The organism is Pseudomonas sp. LBUM1648 (genome assembly GCF_059716145.1).
Window position 1 is genome coordinate 3,090,391 of record NZ_CP166808.1, and the last position, 16,757, is coordinate 3,107,147.

General features: G+C 56.8%; 16 protein-coding genes and 2 pseudogenes. 14 read left to right on the forward strand and 4 right to left on the reverse strand.

All coding sequences use genetic code 11. From position 1 onward, the window contains the following. The first annotated feature begins 515 nt into the window (after window positions 1-515). From ACA043_RS14150 to ACA043_RS14200, 11 genes are all read left to right on the forward strand, one after another. Window positions 516-1,034 carry a phage regulatory CII family protein gene (locus tag ACA043_RS14150; protein WP_083368989.1) on the forward strand — a complete coding sequence of 173 codons (519 nt, stop codon included), beginning with the start codon at window positions 516-518 and terminating at the stop codon, window positions 1,032-1,034. Continuing rightward, on the forward strand, window positions 1,027-1,251 hold the full coding sequence (locus ACA043_RS14155) for a TraR/DksA family transcriptional regulator (protein WP_008080171.1): 225 nt from the start codon (window positions 1,027-1,029) through the stop codon (window positions 1,249-1,251). The genes ACA043_RS14150 and ACA043_RS14155 overlap by 8 nt, the downstream gene beginning before the upstream one ends. After that, the gene (locus tag ACA043_RS14160) at window positions 1,241-3,460 is read left to right on the forward strand and encodes a VapE domain-containing protein (RefSeq protein WP_497659502.1); all 2,220 of its coding nucleotides are present in this window, start codon (window positions 1,241-1,243) and stop codon (window positions 3,458-3,460) included. The genes ACA043_RS14155 and ACA043_RS14160 overlap by 11 nt, the downstream gene beginning before the upstream one ends. Beyond that, window positions 3,453-3,812, forward strand: coding sequence for a PA0613 family protein (locus tag ACA043_RS14165; RefSeq protein ID WP_103366964.1), 360 nt, complete (start codon window positions 3,453-3,455; stop codon window positions 3,810-3,812). The genes ACA043_RS14160 and ACA043_RS14165 overlap by 8 nt, the downstream gene beginning before the upstream one ends. Before the next feature lie 528 nt (window positions 3,813-4,340). Further along, entirely contained in the window at window positions 4,341-4,673 is a 333-nt protein-coding gene (locus ACA043_RS14170) for a phage holin family protein (RefSeq protein ID WP_008080174.1), read from the forward strand. A 978-nt stretch (window positions 4,674-5,651) separates the two neighbouring features. Beyond that, the gene (pstS, locus tag ACA043_RS14175) at window positions 5,652-6,683 is read left to right on the forward strand and encodes a phosphate ABC transporter substrate-binding protein PstS (RefSeq protein WP_497659503.1); all 1,032 of its coding nucleotides are present in this window, start codon (window positions 5,652-5,654) and stop codon (window positions 6,681-6,683) included. A 71-nt stretch (window positions 6,684-6,754) separates the two neighbouring features. Further along, window positions 6,755-7,720 (forward strand): phosphate ABC transporter permease subunit PstC, encoded by a 966-nt coding sequence (gene pstC / locus ACA043_RS14180; protein WP_497659504.1) that lies wholly within the window; start codon window positions 6,755-6,757, stop codon window positions 7,718-7,720. Beyond that, window positions 7,720-8,613 carry a phosphate ABC transporter permease PstA gene (gene pstA / locus ACA043_RS14185; protein WP_497659505.1) on the forward strand — a complete coding sequence of 298 codons (894 nt, stop codon included), beginning with the start codon at window positions 7,720-7,722 and terminating at the stop codon, window positions 8,611-8,613. Before pstC ends, pstA begins: the two co-directional genes overlap by 1 nt. A 75-nt stretch (window positions 8,614-8,688) precedes the next feature. Then, window positions 8,689-9,450, forward strand: a complete 762-nt coding sequence (pstB, locus tag ACA043_RS14190) for a phosphate ABC transporter ATP-binding protein PstB (RefSeq protein WP_217827632.1) — start codon at window positions 8,689-8,691, stop codon at window positions 9,448-9,450. Window positions 9,451-9,550: 100 nt separating this feature from the next. Beyond that, window positions 9,551-10,249, forward strand: a complete 699-nt coding sequence (locus tag ACA043_RS14195) for a hypothetical protein (RefSeq protein WP_497659506.1) — start codon at window positions 9,551-9,553, stop codon at window positions 10,247-10,249. Further along, window positions 10,249-10,881 carry a hypothetical protein gene (locus ACA043_RS14200; RefSeq protein WP_497659507.1) on the forward strand — a complete coding sequence of 211 codons (633 nt, stop codon included), beginning with the start codon at window positions 10,249-10,251 and terminating at the stop codon, window positions 10,879-10,881. Before ACA043_RS14195 ends, ACA043_RS14200 begins: the two co-directional genes overlap by 1 nt. Before the next feature lie 79 nt (window positions 10,882-10,960). Here the strand turns inward: ACA043_RS14200 and ACA043_RS14205 are convergent. Next, a pseudogene (locus ACA043_RS14205) lies at window positions 10,961-11,182 on the reverse strand (saccharopine dehydrogenase); the annotation flags it as partial. A gap of 130 nt (window positions 11,183-11,312) precedes the next feature. Here ACA043_RS14205 and ppk2 point away from each other — a divergent pair. Continuing rightward, on the forward strand, window positions 11,313-12,230 hold the full coding sequence (ppk2, locus tag ACA043_RS14210; protein WP_497659508.1) for a polyphosphate kinase 2: 918 nt from the start codon (window positions 11,313-11,315) through the stop codon (window positions 12,228-12,230). A 116-nt stretch (window positions 12,231-12,346) separates the two neighbouring features. Next, window positions 12,347-12,637: a DUF6388 family protein gene (locus tag ACA043_RS14215; protein ID WP_497659509.1), complete on the forward strand. Its 291-nt coding sequence runs from the start codon at window positions 12,347-12,349 to the stop codon at window positions 12,635-12,637. 22 nt (window positions 12,638-12,659) lie between these two features. Here ACA043_RS14215 and ACA043_RS14220 read toward each other — a convergent pair whose 3' ends face one another. Beyond that, window positions 12,660-13,046, reverse strand: coding sequence for a YuaX family protein (locus ACA043_RS14220; RefSeq protein WP_497659510.1), 387 nt, complete (start codon window positions 13,044-13,046; stop codon window positions 12,660-12,662). A gap of 154 nt (window positions 13,047-13,200) precedes the next feature. On the opposite strand from ACA043_RS14220, the gene ACA043_RS14225 reads away from it, so the two are divergent. Further along, a complete protein-coding gene (locus ACA043_RS14225; RefSeq protein ID WP_497659511.1) occupies window positions 13,201-13,998 on the forward strand; it encodes a CHAD domain-containing protein in 798 nt (265 codons plus the stop codon). Window positions 13,999-14,120: 122 nt separating this feature from the next. Here ACA043_RS14225 and ACA043_RS14230 read toward each other — a convergent pair. Next, window positions 14,121-15,100: pseudogene (locus ACA043_RS14230) on the reverse strand (IS3 family transposase); the annotation flags it as partial. A 210-nt stretch (window positions 15,101-15,310) separates the two neighbouring features. After that, the gene (locus tag ACA043_RS14235) at window positions 15,311-16,741 is read right to left on the reverse strand and encodes an IS1182 family transposase (RefSeq protein ID WP_497659512.1); all 1,431 of its coding nucleotides are present in this window, start codon (window positions 16,739-16,741) and stop codon (window positions 15,311-15,313) included. Window positions 16,742-16,757: the final 16 nt, after the last annotated feature.

Below are 16,757 nucleotides of genomic sequence, written 5' to 3' on the forward strand. Positions count from 1 at the left end.
AAGCCCTTCCCAGCTTTCGCGAGAGTGCAAAATCAGCCCTCAGAGATTCTTTAATTGGCGTCGGCGAGGTATTCCAGTCGCACAGGTTCGACATCTATCGAAAGCACTTTCTGGAGCGCTGCTACCTCATCAGCTTAGGCCGGATTTACCCGAGATATTCCCAGCCGAATCCGACGTTGAAATACAAGCTGCATAGAAAAAAGGCGACCCAAGGGTCGCCCAGTTCCTCCCGACAGCATCACCACAATGCGGTCGGGTCGCGATGTCGGAAGGCGAGCACACCACATGCCGCCGACTTTCATCGCGTTTCCAAGGCTCGGAAGCCTTGGTGTTGCTGCCGTTCTTACCACAGAGCTGGCAGCTGTTGCGCCAGGGGTGAACAACGGATTGTTCGCCCCGGCACGGTGCCGGTGTTGGTCTTACGAACCTAGCCGGCTTTGGGCCTCTCCAGACCACGCGGCAAATGTATCACCAACTTCTGTCGCGCGGCACTGGCAACTTTTAGGATTAATGCCATGAGCCGTATCGCTCTGAGTTCTCTGGAACGGGCGCAGCGGGAAATTCTGCCGCTCGATTTAGCGCTGTACCACGCCGCTCGCGATTACCCGGGCGGCGCTGCTGCCATCGCTGCTACCACTGGCCGCAACCCGACCACGCTGCAGCACAAGTTGTCGCCGACTCACCCGAGTCACTCCATCAACATTCAGGAATTCGGCGAGATCCTAGAACTGACCAAGGATCGCCGCATTCTCGATGCGGTGCATGCGCTGGTCGGTGACACGGTCTGGCAGGAGCTGGCCGACACCTACACCAACGACATGCCCGAGACTCTGACGACGGGTATTGCCGAGTACTTCCGCCAAGTCGCCGATCTGGCCGAGACCTGGGCCAAGAGCATCGGCGACGGTGTCGTCACCGATCAGGAACTCGCAGCGATTCGCCTACAGGTGTTCCGGGGCATTCAAGGGCTACTGGGTTTGTTCAACCGCGCCACCTACGTCAACCAGACGACGCGAGGTGCTGACCGTGGCTGACATCGCCGATTTCGCCAATGATCTGGTGCAGGAACGCATCGATCAGGCCATGGCTGCGCGCAGCGCTGCCAAGGCCGAAAGCGCTGCCCATTCCTTGCTGTTCTGTGAAGCCTGCGACGACCCGATCCCGGAAGCACGCCGCCTGGCTCAACCAGGTTGCTCGCAATGCATCAGCTGCCAGTCCCTTTCTGAGCGGGGGATTCAGCATGCTCGATGAGGTATTAGGGCAATTCACCGACTACGGTCTGGAGCCAGTGCAGCCGCTGGTGTTTGGCAAGCTGACCCGCTGCAAGACATCGCAGGACAAGGGCAAGGAAAAGAACGGCTGGTACGTCGTCCATGAACAACGCACGGAGAAGGGCGACACGCTGATCTTCGGCGCTTTCGGTGACTGGCGTTCGGGTGAGACGCAGAAGATCAAGGTCAAGGCCGGTCGCATGTCGCCGGAAGAGCGTGAAGTGATGCGCGCCCGCCAGGAGGAAGCCAAGCGCCGCGCCGCCGAAATCGCGAGTAACGCTGCGCGGCGGGCCGCGAAAAGGGCGCAGGGTTTGTTCGAGCGTATGCCGACCACCGGGCGCAGCGACTACCTGGACCGTAAACAGATCGTTGGCATCAACGTGCGTTACGCGCCGCGCACCGGTGCCGTGTTGGTCCCAATGAAGAACGCCCGTGATCAGATCATGGGCCTGCAGGTAATCTTCCCGAACAAGCAGGAAGACACCGGCCGCGACAAATCCTACTGGCCTTACGGGATGGCGAAGGAGGGCACCTTTCACCTGCTCGGCCCGCACCCGGTACCGGGCGAACCGGTGCTGGTTTGTGAGGGGTACGCCACCGGCGCCAGTCTGCACATGGCGACCTCACTCGCTGTGGCCGTCGCCTTCGATGCGGGCAACCTGTTGGCCGTGTGCAAGGTCATGCGCGAGCGCTTTGCCGGCTGCCCGCTGATCATCTGCCGCGATGACGACTGGAAGACCACCAAGCCTAATGGCGATGCCTGGAATCCGGGCGACGAGAAGGCGAGCAATGCTGCGTTGATCGTCGGTGCCCAGGTCGTTGCGCCGATCTTCACTGTCGAGCGTCACGAGAAGTGGACCGACTTCAACGATCTGCACGTCGCCGAAGGCCTCGACGCAGTGCGTCGACAAGTCCTCGCTGTGGTCCGTCCACCCGCTGCCGGTGGCTGGAAGGATCAACTCGCCCGCAGCGAGAGCGGTGCTTTAATCGCGCACATGCAGAACGTCGAACTGATCCTCGCCCATGATGAACGCTGGGCCGGTGTGATCAGTTACTGCGCCTTCAGCTCGAAGATCGTCAAGCTGCGTGCTGCGCCTTATGGCGGTGGCACCGGCGAGTGGGCCGACATCGACGACGTGCGCGTGATGAAGTGGCTCGCGCAGCAGTACAACCTGCGTGTGAAGTCCTCGCACGTCATCGAGGCTGTCAGCGTCGTGGCCCACGACCACGCGTTTCACCCGGTGCGCGAGTACCTGAAAAAACTCGAATGGGATCGCGTACCGCGCCTGGAGCGTTGGCTGACGGATGTCATGGGTGTGAAGGCAACCGACTACACGTCCAAGGTCGGCAAACGCTGGATGATCTCGGCCGTGGCGCGGGTGATGAAGCCCGGCTGCAAGGCTGACTCGGTGATGATTCTCGAAGGCGTACAAGGCGCCGGTAAGTCGACCGCCATGAGCGTGCTCGGCGGTGAGTGGTTCATGGATACGCCGTTTGCGCTCGGTGACAAGGACGGCTTTCAGGCAATCCGTGGCAAGTGGATTGTTGAACTCGGCGAGCTGGACAGCTTCAACAAGGCCGAAAGCACCAAGGCTAAACAGTTCTTCTCGGCATCGACCGACACCTACCGCGAAAGCTATGGCCGCAGAACCCTGGACGTGCCACGCCAGTGCGTTTTCGTCGGTACCACCAACCAGGACGAGTACCTCAAGGACGCCACCGGCAACCGCCGGTATTGGCCGGTGGCCTGTACCAAGGTCGACGTGGCGTTGCTGCGCGAGATCCGCGACCAGTTGTGGGCTGAAGCGATGTTTTGTTTTGAGGCCGGCGACCTCTGGTGGGTAACGCGAGAGGAAGCGCCGATGTTCAGCGAGGAACAGGACGAACGCTTCGTGGTAGACGAATGGGAAACGCCCATCCTGACCTGGCTCGAAGAGTCGCAGATCGGCGAAACCACCACCGGCAGTGAGGTGATGAGTCAGGCGCTCAAGCTCGATCCCGGCCACTGGGGCAAACCGGAACAGATGCGCGTAGGTGCGATCCTGCATCGGTTGGGGTGGCGACGGTTCCGTTTGGGCGCCTTGAGCAAGAGCGGCCAGCGGCCATGGGCGTACAAGAAACCGGAGGGTTGGGGCAGGGCGCCTGCGCTGGAACAACCTGAGTTCGAGGAGCCGTGCTTCGATGATTAAGGCAATCGATATGGCCCTCAAGCAATGGGCGCAGGAGCTGCACAGCGATGAAGTGGCTGCCGGTTACTCGGGCGGCAACATGGTCGCCATGATGATGGAGAGCGGTGGTCAGCTTGTGCGCGGAAGGCGCGGGAGCAGGGTGCCGCTGGAGGCCTCCCTGGACATCGAGCGCATCGTCAAGAAACGGCTCGATCCTGAGTTGATGTCGGTGGTCCAGGTGCATTACTTCCAGCCTGATGCGCCTTTGACTGCGCGTCTGGCCGAGAGTGGCTGCACACGCAACCTCTACTACCAGCGCCTGCATGACGCTCACATCGTGGTCGAGCACTTCCTCCTGGGGGAGGCGGCTTGATCGTGGGCATTCCTCTGGCTCACGCCGTCCCACCGGCCTGCCTCCGTCCCACCGCTTTTTGCGGTGGTGGGACGGGCGCAAGCCGCGTCATTGCTGGGCTGTCCCACCGTCCCACCTTTTTCATGTCTCCCGCCCGTGTATGCGTAGCGGGCATCAATGCGCGTGTTCACGCGCACGCGTGTTTTTAAATATTCTCTCTTTACACGAGGAAGGAGAGTTAAAAGTAGGACGGTGGGGCAAAGCCCCAATCTACGGGGCTTTCAGACGTCCCACCTAGTTTTAGAGAGGTGGGACGCATGGGACGCCAGAAAAGCAAAAGACAGCCGGGATAGATATTCACCGACATTCGCCTGCCGTTCACCGGGCGTCACCCACACATTCACCGGATGGCATTAAAACGGTCTTGCTGCCACCAGAATCGACCTGTAAAAAGGGGCCATCTTCGATGGGTGCGACCGCAAAGCGCGGCAGGCCACCCACCACCTGACCCGGCCAATGCGCCGGGTCTTTTTGTTTAAGGGGCGGGCAATGACGAACGAGCAACAGGCACTGGCAGAGATGCCGATCTGGTTGGTGATTGCCCTGTCATTGGTTGGCGGCGTGTCCGGCGAGATGTGGCGCGCCGACAAGGACGGGGCGAGAGGCTGGGCATTGTTGCGCCGCCTCGCACTTCGGTCCGGTGCCTGCATCGTGTGCGGCGTGTCAGCGATGATGTTGCTGTTCGGTGCGGGCCTGTCGATCTGGACAGCCGGCGCCTTGGGTTGCCTGACCGCGATGGCCGGCGCCGATGTCGCCATCGGCTTGTACGAACGCTGGGTCGCCAAGCGGCTGGACCTGAGCGAGGCGGAACCGAAGGCATGAGCCGGGCAGGCCGGGTAGGGCGCCGATTTTTACGGGTCCTCCGTGAGGGCCGCCCCCTACACGGGTTATCGAACTCGCGGAATCTCTCTAGCTGAAACCTTCGTAGGGATGTCCGTCTTTCCAAAGGGATGGGGGCAGGGCATGGCACTCGGATGCCGAGTCGATTGACCGGACCGGGCAGAAAGCCGCCGGGGACCCTGGGGACTTTCGAAGGGTACGGGGTCGGAAACCCGCGGGATCGTGTTAGTGGGAGGCCCGCCATCTTACTGAAATTTCAATCCATTGAAATCTTGAAAGGATTCATTGAAAAGCCGCTGAAAAGGCGGGCTCATGACCGCAGTCACGTATCCGTCTACCCGACTCGTTGCAGGCGCATACTCATCATTTTGCTGACGAGTGAATTGAGCATCGCACCCAAACGTATAAAACGGTTCTGGTAGAAGCCTCTCCTACCGAGCGCATTTGCTCAACGTCAAGTCTCCCGGAAAGTCGCAGGGGGGGCAATCAAGTCCCCGCAGCACAATAGGTTTGTGCGGGGAGATAGGTACGATGAAGAGGCCAGCTTTCCAGCAGGGCTTCAATTTCAGAATCGTCTACCAATCCAGCAGGATATCGGTGCAAAAGAGCAATCCTGTATTCCGCCGTTTGAAGCACCAGGTTTTTGCTTTTCCAGAAAGCACCTATCACTCTCTTTCGTACTTCTGCGTTTGCAGCTAGACGTCGGATTTTTACCCGGCACCCTGCGTTCATAAGATTACCCTCTTGCGTCTTGGCGAGGGAACGCTACGGGGCTTACGTGACAGAAATGAGACAGGTTGGCGATATCAGATTAGTGGCTATTTTCTAAAGCAAGGCAAGGCTTTCAAAAGCGTTGGCCGGCACTAATCTCACCCTCCTTGATCTCAATGCCATCCAACATTCATGAAAGCTTAACGAAATTGCTGCAGTGTTCGGGAGCCCCTTTAAGGAGTTTCCTCGATGAAACGTTTGATGAAGTCTGCTGCGCTCGCCGTTACTGCTTCTCTTTTGGCTACTTCAATGTCCTTCGCAGCGGAAAACGTCCGACTGACTGGGTCCGGAGCCAGTTTCCCCGCACCGATTTACCTCACCTGGTTCAAGGATTTCAGCAAGAAGTCCGATGGTGTCACTGTGGACTACCAATCCAAGGGCAGCGGGGCAGGCGTGCAGGACTTTTTGAATAAGACCGTTGATTTCGCCGCTAGTGACTCGGCTATGAAAGACGAAGACATTGCCAAGGTAGGGGAGGGCGTGCAGTTGCTTCCAATGACGGCGGGTGAAATCGTGCTGGCTTATAACCTGCCGGGCAATCCTAAAGGGCTCAAGTTGCCACGCGACGTCTACTCCAACATCTTTCTGGGCAAAATTACACGCTGGAACGATCCGCAGATCGCCGCAGCCAACCCCGACTTGAAACTGACTGATACGCCGATCACGGTTGTTGTGCGTGCAGACTCCAGCGGTACGACAGCGGTGTTCACCAAGCACCTTGCGGCCATCAATCCTGAGTTCAAGCAGGCGCTGGGGGAGGGCAATACCGTCAACTGGCCTGCTAGCGACAAATTCATCAAATCGCCTAAGAATGACGGTGTGACAGCGACCGTACGCCAGACCCCGGGTGCCATCGGTTACATCGAATACGGCTTCGCCAAACTCGCTAAGGTTGACTTCGCGCAGTTGCAGAACAAGGCCGGTCAGTACGTCGTACCGAACGCGGAAAGCGGTGCCGAGGCACTGGCTGCGGTAAAAATGCCCGAAAGTCTGGTGGCCTGGCTGCCTGATCCGGACGGCGCCAAGTCCTATCCGATCACGTCCTACACCTGGATGATCTTCCGCAAGGACAACGGCAATCCGGCGAAGGCCAAGGCCATGCGAGAGATGATCGAGTACAGCTTGACCGAAGGGCAGAAAATCGCCGACTCGATGGGTTATATCCCGTTGCCACAATCGGTCGTCGATCAGGTTCGTAAAGCGTCTGCCAATATCCAGTAAGCGCTCCCGAGGCCTCTCTCGGCGTCTGCTTTCAGCGCCGGGAGAGTTTCCCTTCATTCCGGAATGAGCCAATGAACAAACCTTTTGTCGTACCGGTAAATCCGGCTTCTGCGTGCCAACCACCGTCCGCAAAGGACTTTCTGGTCGATCGCATCTTCCGTGCGTTAGCGCAAATAGGCGTGGTGCTGATTCTGGCTCTGGTCTTTGCGCTTATATTCGAAGTGGGGCGCAAGGCCATTCCCGGCATGGAGAAGCACGGCCTAGATGTGCTTTTGGGGTCCGTCTGGGATGTTAATCAGGGCAAGTACGGCATTCTGCCGGCCATTTGGGGGACGCTCTACAGTGCTTTCATTGCGCTGCTGATCGCCGGTTTTTTCGGTGTCAGCATGGCGATTTTTCTGACCCAGGATTTCCTGCCCACCAAGCTCGCTGCCGTCTTCCGCACCATCGTCGAGTTACTGGCAGCCATCCCAAGCGTCGTTTATGGTCTGTGGGGGATCTACGTGGTGATTCCGGCGATTCGCCCGCTAGCAGAGTGGCTGAACAGCGAACTCAGCTGGATACCTTTTTTTGGAACATCCTTGAGCGGACCTGGACTGCTGCCGGCGGCGCTGGTGCTGGCAATCATGATTCTACCGACCATTGCTGCCGTCTCGCAGGACGCCCTCACCGGCGTCCCGATGAAAACCAAGCAGGCCGCCTATGGCATGGGAACCACCCATTGGGAAGCGATTCTTAAGGTCATGGTGCCATCTGCCGCCACCGGTATCTTCGGTTCCTTGGTCCTGGGGTTGGGCCGCGCGCTCGGCGAAACCATGGCGCTGGCGATGCTCGTGGGCAACGCGAACAACATCTCTCTGTCGCTCTTTGCCCCGGCCAATACCCTGGCTGCTTTGCTGGCGTTGAATTTTCCCGAGGCAGGGCCGAACGAGATTGAAGTGTTGATGTACGCCGCACTGGTCCTGATGTTTATCACGCTTCTGGTGAACATCATCGGTTCCATGATCATGGTTTATGCCCAACGTGGTACTAAATAATGACTGACATCATGTCCTCTGACGCCAAATTTCCAAGCCTGCAGCGCAAGTTTGAAGGCCGCGCGCTACGCAGCCTGGTGTTGACCACGCTGGTCTGGGGTGGTGCGCTATTAGCGAGCGTGCCGTTGATCTCCGTGCTCTACATGCTGATCACCCGCGGCGGAGCACGCCTGAACCTGGAGGTCTTCACCGAACTGCCGCCCACCGGTTTCGAAACGGGCGGTGGTTTTGGCAACGCGATGGCAGGCACCTTCGTCATGGTTGGTATCGCGGCCGCCATTGCGGTGCCAGTCGGCATCATGGCGGCCATCTTTCTGGCGGAACTGGGCCCTGACAGCAAACTGGCAAATGCCGCCCGCTTTGCCGCCAAGATGCTTACGGGGCTGCCCTCCATTCTGGCCGGGGTGTTCGCCTACGCGCTGGTGGTCATGACCACCGGTACCTACTCGGCCCCGGCTGGCGGCGTGGCACTGGCCGTGCTGATGTTGCCGATCGTCGTGCTGACGGCTGAAGAGTCGATGCGGATGGTGCCCAAAATCATGAAAGATGCCGCCTACGGCATGGGCTGCACCCGCTCGCAGGTCATCTGGAAAATCGTCTTGCCGACCGGCATGCCGGCAATCCTGACCGGGGTCATGCTGGCCGTGGCCCGGGCAGCAGGCGAAACCGCTCCATTGTTGTTTACTGCGCTGTTCAGCAACTACTGGATCTACCATGACGGAAGCCTGGCGGTCATGAATCCGACGGCATCGCTCGCCGTGCTGATTTACAACTTCTCCGGCATGCCCTTCGACAACCAACTCGAACTCGCATGGGCGGCCTCGCTGGTGCTGGTGATGATCGTACTGGTCGTCAATATTGTCAGCCGTATTTTCGGCAAGCCCAAGTACTGAGAACGGAGCATCTGAATCTTGAACGTATCAACTCTGCGAGTCGCGGCTCCGTTTGTCACTCAGGCGCCTGTCGTCATGGACTGCAAGCTGGACAAGATCTTCTACGGTAACTTCCTGGCAGTCCGTGACAGCCATGTACCGATCGAAAAAAATAAGATCACCGGTTTCATCGGTCCGTCTGGTTGCGGCAAAAGTACGGTACTGCGCAGCCTCAACAGGATGAACGATCTGGTTAAGGGTTTTCGCTTTGAAGGGCATGTGCATTTCCTCGGGCAAGACGTGTATGGGAAGGGCGTCGATCCAGTGGTCGTGCGTCGTTACATCGGCATGGTGTTTCAGCAGCCGAATCCGTTTTCGATGAGCATATTTGACAACGTTGCGTTCGGCCTGCGCCTCAATCGCTACAAGGGAGACCTGGGTGACCGCGTGAAACATGCCTTGCAGGGCGCCGCGCTGTGGGATGAGGTCAAGGACAAGCTCAAGGTCAGCGGCCTTTCGCTGTCAGGAGGCCAGCAGCAACGGCTTTGCATCGCACGCGCCATCGCGACCGAACCCGAAGTGCTCTTGCTGGACGAGCCTTGCTCGGCACTTGACCCGATCGCGACCCGCCGGGTGGAGGAGTTGATGATCGAGTTGAAGAAGGATTACACCATCGCCCTGGTCACCCACAATATGCAGCAAGCCATTCGTGTCGCTGACACAACCGCCTTTTTTTCGGTTGATATTTCGCAAGGGACGCGCACCGGCTATCTGGTCGAGATGGGCCCGACCACCCAGATTTTCGATAAACCGCGCGAACAAATGACCGAGGACTACATCAGCGGCAAGTTCAGTTAGGCAGCAAGTATACAGTCAAGACGGCAAGCGGCCATGGCCTAAGGTGCTGTACTGAGGTTCGGCCGTTTTCCCCTTTTATCTACCGTCCTCAGGATTGCCAATGTCTGCAACGCGTCGTCTTGATTTGTCAGCGATTGAAGAGGTATTACGCGAGGTTCAGTGCCGTTTCGCCGAACTTAGCCGGCACTTTACCGAGCCGCGTGATCCCTTTACTGACGAAGTGCTGCTCAATGTGCTTGAAGGCTATGCGCTGATTGACGACTATGTATCTCGCGGCGTTGACCTGTTCGACCTTCAACACCTGAACCTGATGCTGGAGATCAATGCAACCGTACTCTGCGGCCGGGACCCGGCACGCCGGGTTGAATACGCTCAACATCTTGCGGCGACCGAGCAGCACTTCTTCAACAACGTTGAGGGCGGGATAAAGGACTTGTTCAATTGGTACTGCGCGTATCGCAGCGAATCAGTCTGGAAACGTGCGGCCGGTGTCTATGTGCGAATCCTCAGCAAGCCGCAGTTGTTTATCGAGGGCAATAACCGCAGTGGGTCGCTGATCGTCAGCTATCTGCTCATGCGCGCCGGCTTGCCTCCGTTCGTGCTGACGCTGGACAATGCTGAGGGTTACTTCAACCCCTCATCGGTCATACGCAACTCTGCCAAGCATGGGGTCAAGGCGTTGTATGAATTGCCCAAAATCAAGAAAAAGTATGCAGCCTTCCTGGAAGGGCAAGCACCGGAATCGACGAATTTTTTTCTCAAAGAAACGGCCTCACCCGTCTTTAAAGGGGGGAATTGATGAGCAGGCAGCCACTATCCGCCTGGTACCGGACTTCCGCCAGCCGCGTATGGCTGGCCTTCCTTGGTGCTATGCCCATGAATCGACTCGGTCGCCAGCGTATACGGGTTTCGTTCGACATTGATGACACGCTGGCCTGCCAGCTGCATCACTGTGCCGTCGAGCAGAGCTGGTTGCCGGCCTGTGTGCATCGTTGGCTGGGTGAACCGCTACGATGCGGTACGCGCTCATTGACCCGCGAGTTGCGCCGCCAGGGCTGCAGTATTTGGGTTTACACGTCGTCCGGTCGGCCCCAGGCCTATATCAGGCGCTGGCTGTTGCTGTATGGAATCCGCGTCGACGGCGTCGTCAACAGTGTGGTGCATAACCAGGCGTTGACGACAAACGGGCTGTCAAACGGCCCGTCGAAATTCCCCCCGGCCTTCGATATCGACTTGCATGTCGATGACTCCGAAGGTGTGCGCTCGGAAGGCTATGATCACGGTTTTCGCGTTGTCGTAGTGCACCCGGAGGATGAGCACTGGGCGCAGAGGGTTCTGGATGCCGTCGCTGACGTACAGTCATTGCTCACCCGGCAACAACAGGCCAGGAGCACGAACCCGGTGCAACAGTGTTCAGAAGTCGTATCCTGATTTTCAGTGCAACCATAAACGCCGCTCAACGAGCGGCGTGTTTTGTAGCGGCGTTAAGCGTCGCTGGACGTTGCTAGCCTCAGGCTACCCCGTTCCAGGGACGATCGCCGTTTTGATCCTTGATGCGGGTCGGCAGGCCCATCACGTCCAGCGCCTTGAGGAACGGCTCAGCCGGCAGCTCTTCGATATTGTCCATGCGCTGCACATCCCACTCGCCGCGGGCAACCAGCAGGGCAGCGGCAACAGGCGGTACGCCCGCGGTATAGGAAATGCCCTGGCTGTCGGTTTCGGCTAAGGGTTGAACGTTCGCGACGTCGGGCCGGGATATAGCGTCTTGTTCAAGCAATCACCGATCCCGAGAACTACGGTAACTGCTCAGTCATAAATCGCCGTCAGTATGGCGGTACGATCCCGTACCCGAGGTCTTCACCATGCCCTCAGCTCAAGACCACTTGATACAACGCATTCAGCGTGAGCTTCTCGACCACAGTGACGAGGAGCTGGAATTGGAGTTATCCGAAGATGTGCATGATCTGAACGCGCTATTCGATGACCACGTTCCTGATGGTAGTGAGAAGGACGACCGACGACTTTATTTCAGCGAGCTGTTTCGCCTGCAAGGTGAACTGGTGAAACTGCAAAGCTGGGTGGTCAAGACCGGACACAAGGTAGTCATCTTGTTCGAAGGGCGTGATGCAGCAGGCAAGGGTGGGGTAATCAAGCGCATAACCCAGCGGCTCAACCCCCGGGTATGCCGTGTCGCTGCTCTGCCTGCGCCCAATGACCGCGAACGCACTCAATGGTACTTCCAGCGATATGTCTCTCACCTGCCGGCAGCAGGAGAGATCGTGCTATTCGACCGCAGTTGGTACAACCGTGCCGGCGTTGAAAAGGTTATGGGGTTCTGCAACGACGATCAGTACGAAGAGTTTTTCCGAACTGTGCCAGAGTTTGAGCGGATGCTCGCCCGCTCAGGCATCCAGCTGATCAAGTACTGGTTCTCCATTTCCGACCAGGAACAAAATCTGCGCTTTCTCAGCCGCATTCATGACCCGCTCAAGCAGTGGAAACTCAGCCCAATGGATCTGGAGTCACGTCGGCGTTGGGAGGCCTACACCAAGGCCAAGGAAATCATGCTCGAGCGCACCCACATTGCTGAAGCCCCCTGGTGGGTGGTGCAAGCGGACGACAAGAAAAAAGCCCGACTTAACTGCATCCATCATCTGCTTGGCCAAATGCCTTACGAAGAAGTGGAGTTGCCGGTGATCGAACTGCCGCAGCGTGTGCGTAAGGAGGACTACTCCCGCAGTCCGACGCCACCGGAACTCATGGTGCCGGAAGTCTATTAAAACGGCCGAACCATGGCATCCCGACCGAGGGACCAAGTTCATGGCATCGAAAGAATCTTGTCGTCATCGTAAGATTAAAATGAGGGAGCGTTTAACCGCGACAAGGAGACTGCTTTATGACTCCGAAAGACTCCCAACATGCACGCGCTCGCTTCCTGAGCAACAACCCGTCCCTCAACAATCGCGTCCGTATGCTCAGTCCGAAAGATCAACAGGAACTCATTGAGCAGGCATTTGAGGATGAAGCACAGAGGCTTGGCATCGGTACTTGGGAGCTGACACTGCGGCTGATTGCAAGCTCAGAGGAGCAGGCTTATCAAAGTATTCTCGCAGAGCATCAGGTAATAGCCGAAATGGTCAACATGCCTTGGACCGATTATTGCCGGCTGCACAACCTTAGAAAATAACGATGACGATTCTGTGTAAAGCCTAGCTGAGGCTTCTCCAAACTTTACGCAGCATACTGGTAACCGTGTGCCTCGACCTGGTTGTTGGCTGCAGCGCTTGGGAAACTCTCACTCGCTCTCTTATATTTTCCAGATACTGCACTTTCAATTGCTCAGCTAGTGGGCCGAGTATTGGATTGCCCGCGAAACCTATAAGTAATGTATCAATCAGTGTTGCCGTTTGACGTGTTGCCGCGTCAACACTGGTGGGCATGGCTGGATCAAAGCAGATGCCTTCAAGCTTGTTATCCAGATGTTGAAGCACCGCTTCTGCATCCCGCAATTGGGCCCGGATAACGTCTGTCGTTGGTCGCATTTTCCACCGTCCTTGTGCGTTTTGTTGGGCGCTTGAACTGAGCATGGCCTGCATGCCCCGCCGGCCCCCACCCCAAGCTGACTCAAAACTGAAATAAAATTGTAGGCTACAGTGAGCGAGGAGTGTAGTGACAGAGTGATATGGAGTCTGCGCTCCTCGCTGGCCGCTACTAGTCTTCAAGGAAATCCTGACGTAAGGATCTGACTTTATGGCATTTGTGGACACGTTTGCGGCTGAAATCTTCAGCCTGCAGGTAAAACTGTACAGCGCACGCGCACGCCTTGAGGCGCGTACCGACAGTGAGGCGTTGCATGATCTTCGTATTGCCGTCAGGCGCATCAGGAGCTTGCTGAAGCCGTTTCGTCGTGCTGAGGAAATGCGGGCCTTGAACGAGTCAGCGGCGGCTGTAGGAAGGCAGACCACTCCTACCCGCGATTTGGAGGTCATCATCCAGGAACTAGAGAACAGAGGCTTTCCTCAATTGGCTCGGACCAGACTTCTGCGCTTGAACGCCGGATATGCCGCGATACTTGATGGCGCGCCCCTTAGTCGATTGTTTGCCGCACTTGATGCATGGCCTGCGGGATTCCGTGCAGTCGAGCTCGATGGAGGTTGGACAGACATCCGACCGCGCATCAAAAAGGCACTTCAAAAGCAGGTCGAGCAGTTGCACACAGCGATAGAGGACAAGGAATTCGATCGGCACCAACTGAGAGTGCTAGTTAAACGTACCCGTTACCTGACAGAAGCGTTTCCGGCACTGTCAGCGTTGTCTATGGACGAGGCGAAGGTATTGAGAGGGTTGCAGTCAGCCTTGGGCGATTGGCACGATCACTACCAGTGGTGCCAGATAGCCCTGACAGAAAAAGATCTGCTTCCACTGCAATCAGCTTGGACGGTATCCGCGACCGCCGCTCTTGAAGACGCTGAGACTCGATTGTCAGAAGCGGCGAAATTACTGCCAAAATCGAAGGGCAAAAAAACGCATAAGAAGATAGCGAGTTAGAGGGCACACGATTTACGGGAAGTCGAAGTAAGTCGTCCCTAAATTTTAGACTCGTTTCAAGGTTTGCTTTTGGCTGAGAGTCGCCTGTGGCGAAGAGCTTTAATGGACTCATTATGTAGTGGTCAACTAATCCCGGAAACGACGTTAAGTTTTTTCTCAGCCTGAGCCGGGGCTAGCCCATTATTGAACTGATGCGGTCTAATCCAGTTGTACCGATGCATCAGGTAATAACTGATGTCGCGGTGAGCTTCTTGAGCTGTCATGTAGCCCACAGTCGGTATCCATTCAGTTTTCAAACTGCGGAACACACGCTCCCCGGCCCGTCAATTTTCGCATCCATCCTGCGGGTCGTCCCATAAACACCTCGATCAAGGTGTTGCGACGACCGGTTGAATCCGCCTTGCGAGCCCTGATCCGAGTGAAACAGAAGTCCTTGAGGCCTGCTACGCTGTTCGTAGGCCATGTCCAACGCCTTGATGACCAGATCCGCATCCGGCTTGTTCGACAGCGCCCAGCCCACCACTCGGCGCGCGTAAAGATCCATAACGACAGCCAGGTAATGCCATTTTCCTTGAGCCCAGATGTAGGTGATGTCGCCACACCAGACCAGATTCGGCGCCGGCACATAGAACTCTCGATTCAAGATGTTCGGAATGTCAGGCCGCTCAACCGTCGCTTGTTTGTAGGCATGTGATCCAGATTGTTTGCTGACCAACTCTAGTTCCCGCATCAGGCATCGCACCTTGAACCGCCCAATTTGCTCGCCGTCTTCCTGCATCATCGACACGATGCTGCGGCTACCGGCGGCGCTTCGACTTTGCGTAAACAGTTCGTTAACCCGGCTGCGTAACCGAAGCCGCTCAACGTCTGGAGTTCGGCGCCTGAGACGGTAGGCGTAGTAACACGAACGAGTGACATCAAAGACTGCGCAAAGCCAATCAACCGGCTCTTGGGGCTCAGTTGATCAATCAGCGCGTGCGCTCGTGCTCTTCCGACATCAAGAGCGCGGCAGCCTTTTTAAAATGGATTTCTCCCGCTCAAGTCGAGCGATTCGAGCCTCCAATTCCTGGATTTTCTGTTGCTCTGGCGTCAGCGCTTTACTCTACGGAGTGAATCGACCCAGAATCCGTAGACGATAGATGGCCGCTTCTGGCCGAGAGTTTGTAAAAACGTCAGATTGGGTTTCTATATCGACGCCAGGAGGCCGTGCTCACGTTTCGCAAACTGATCAAGGTCACGACGTTTTCAGGAACAGTTAAATGGCTCAGCAGCCTCTTAAAGTCCTTTGGCCGGGGGTGTAAAAGACCGGTTTTTACGCCGTTAACGCTTTCATCAAGCTAGTGGTGCCGATGATTTTCATAACCCTTTTCAGATTGTAGGCGAGCACATTTAGGCTCATCTCCGCACTCACCCCGTTAAGCTTTCGGGTCAGGAAGTGTGTCGTGCCCATCCATTGTTTGAGCGTCCCGAAGGGATGTTCAACAGTCCGTTTTCGGATTCGCATCATCTCCGGCGCGTTGCTCAGGCGGGTCTGCATTTCCTCCAGCACGGCTTCATGTTCCCAGCGCCGTACTCGCCGCTCCGTACTCGGTGTGCACTGCGATTTCATGGCGCAGCCCCGGCATTTCGAACTCCAGTAACGGTGCAACGTCAGGCCTTTTTCAACGTTGGTATAGCGCCAGATCAGCGCCTCTCCAGCCGGGCAAATGTATTCGTTTTTTGCCGCGTCATAGATGAAGGCATCGTTATAAAAACGCCCGTCAGCCTTGGCTCCGGAGGTCATCGGCTTGGGCACATAGGCGGTGATGTTGGCATCGTGACAAGCCAGGATTTCTTCGCTTTTGAAGTAACCTCGGTCAGCCACTACCGACAGCACTTCTGGCGCCATCGCTTCGCGGGCCTGCTTGGCCATCGAGCTGAGTTGATCGCGGTCGGAGCCGACGTTGGTGACCTCATGCGCAACGATCAAATGGTGCTGGGTATCGACCGCTGTCTGCACGTTGTAGCCGACGATTCCAGTGCCGCGAGTCATCATGGATCGGGCGTCTGGATCGGTCAGTGAGACCTGTTTATCCAGCGACTCGTTGAGCTGGATTTCAATGACCTGTAACTCTTTCATCTGAGCTTTGAGCTTGTCGATTTTCTCTTGCAGATGAGTAGCCTTGGGCTGAGCGATTGAGGGTTCTTGCTGATCGGCTTCGTCGAGCGCAGTCAGATACCGATTGATGCTCGATTCAATTTCTTCCATTCGCCGCTTTAGCTTGGCGCTGGTGAAATTGCGATCACGTTTGTTGACAGCCTTGAATTTACTGCCAACGATGGCAACAAGATTTTCTCCAAACAATCCCAACTGCTGACAGAGCACGACGAACTGGCGACAAACGCCTCGGATTGCCTTGCTGTTGTCTTTTCGGAAGTTGGCAATGGTCTTGAAATCGGGCATCAAACGCTCGGTCAGCCACATCAGCTCGACGTTGCGTTGGGCTTCTCGCTCCAAACGTTGGCTCGACTGGATGCGGTTGAGATAACCGTAGATGTAGATCTTCAGCAAGACCGAGGGATGGTAAGCAGGCCGGCCAGTATCGGCTGGGATGGCACCGTCAAAACGCAGATTGACCAGGTCGAGTTCATCGACAAAGACATCGACTACGAGCACCGGATTGGTATCGCTGACGTAGTCGTCGAGACTCTCGGGAAGTAAGGTGCCTTGGCCTCGATGTTCATCTTGAATAAAGCGCTTCATGAGCGATCCTTGCGAT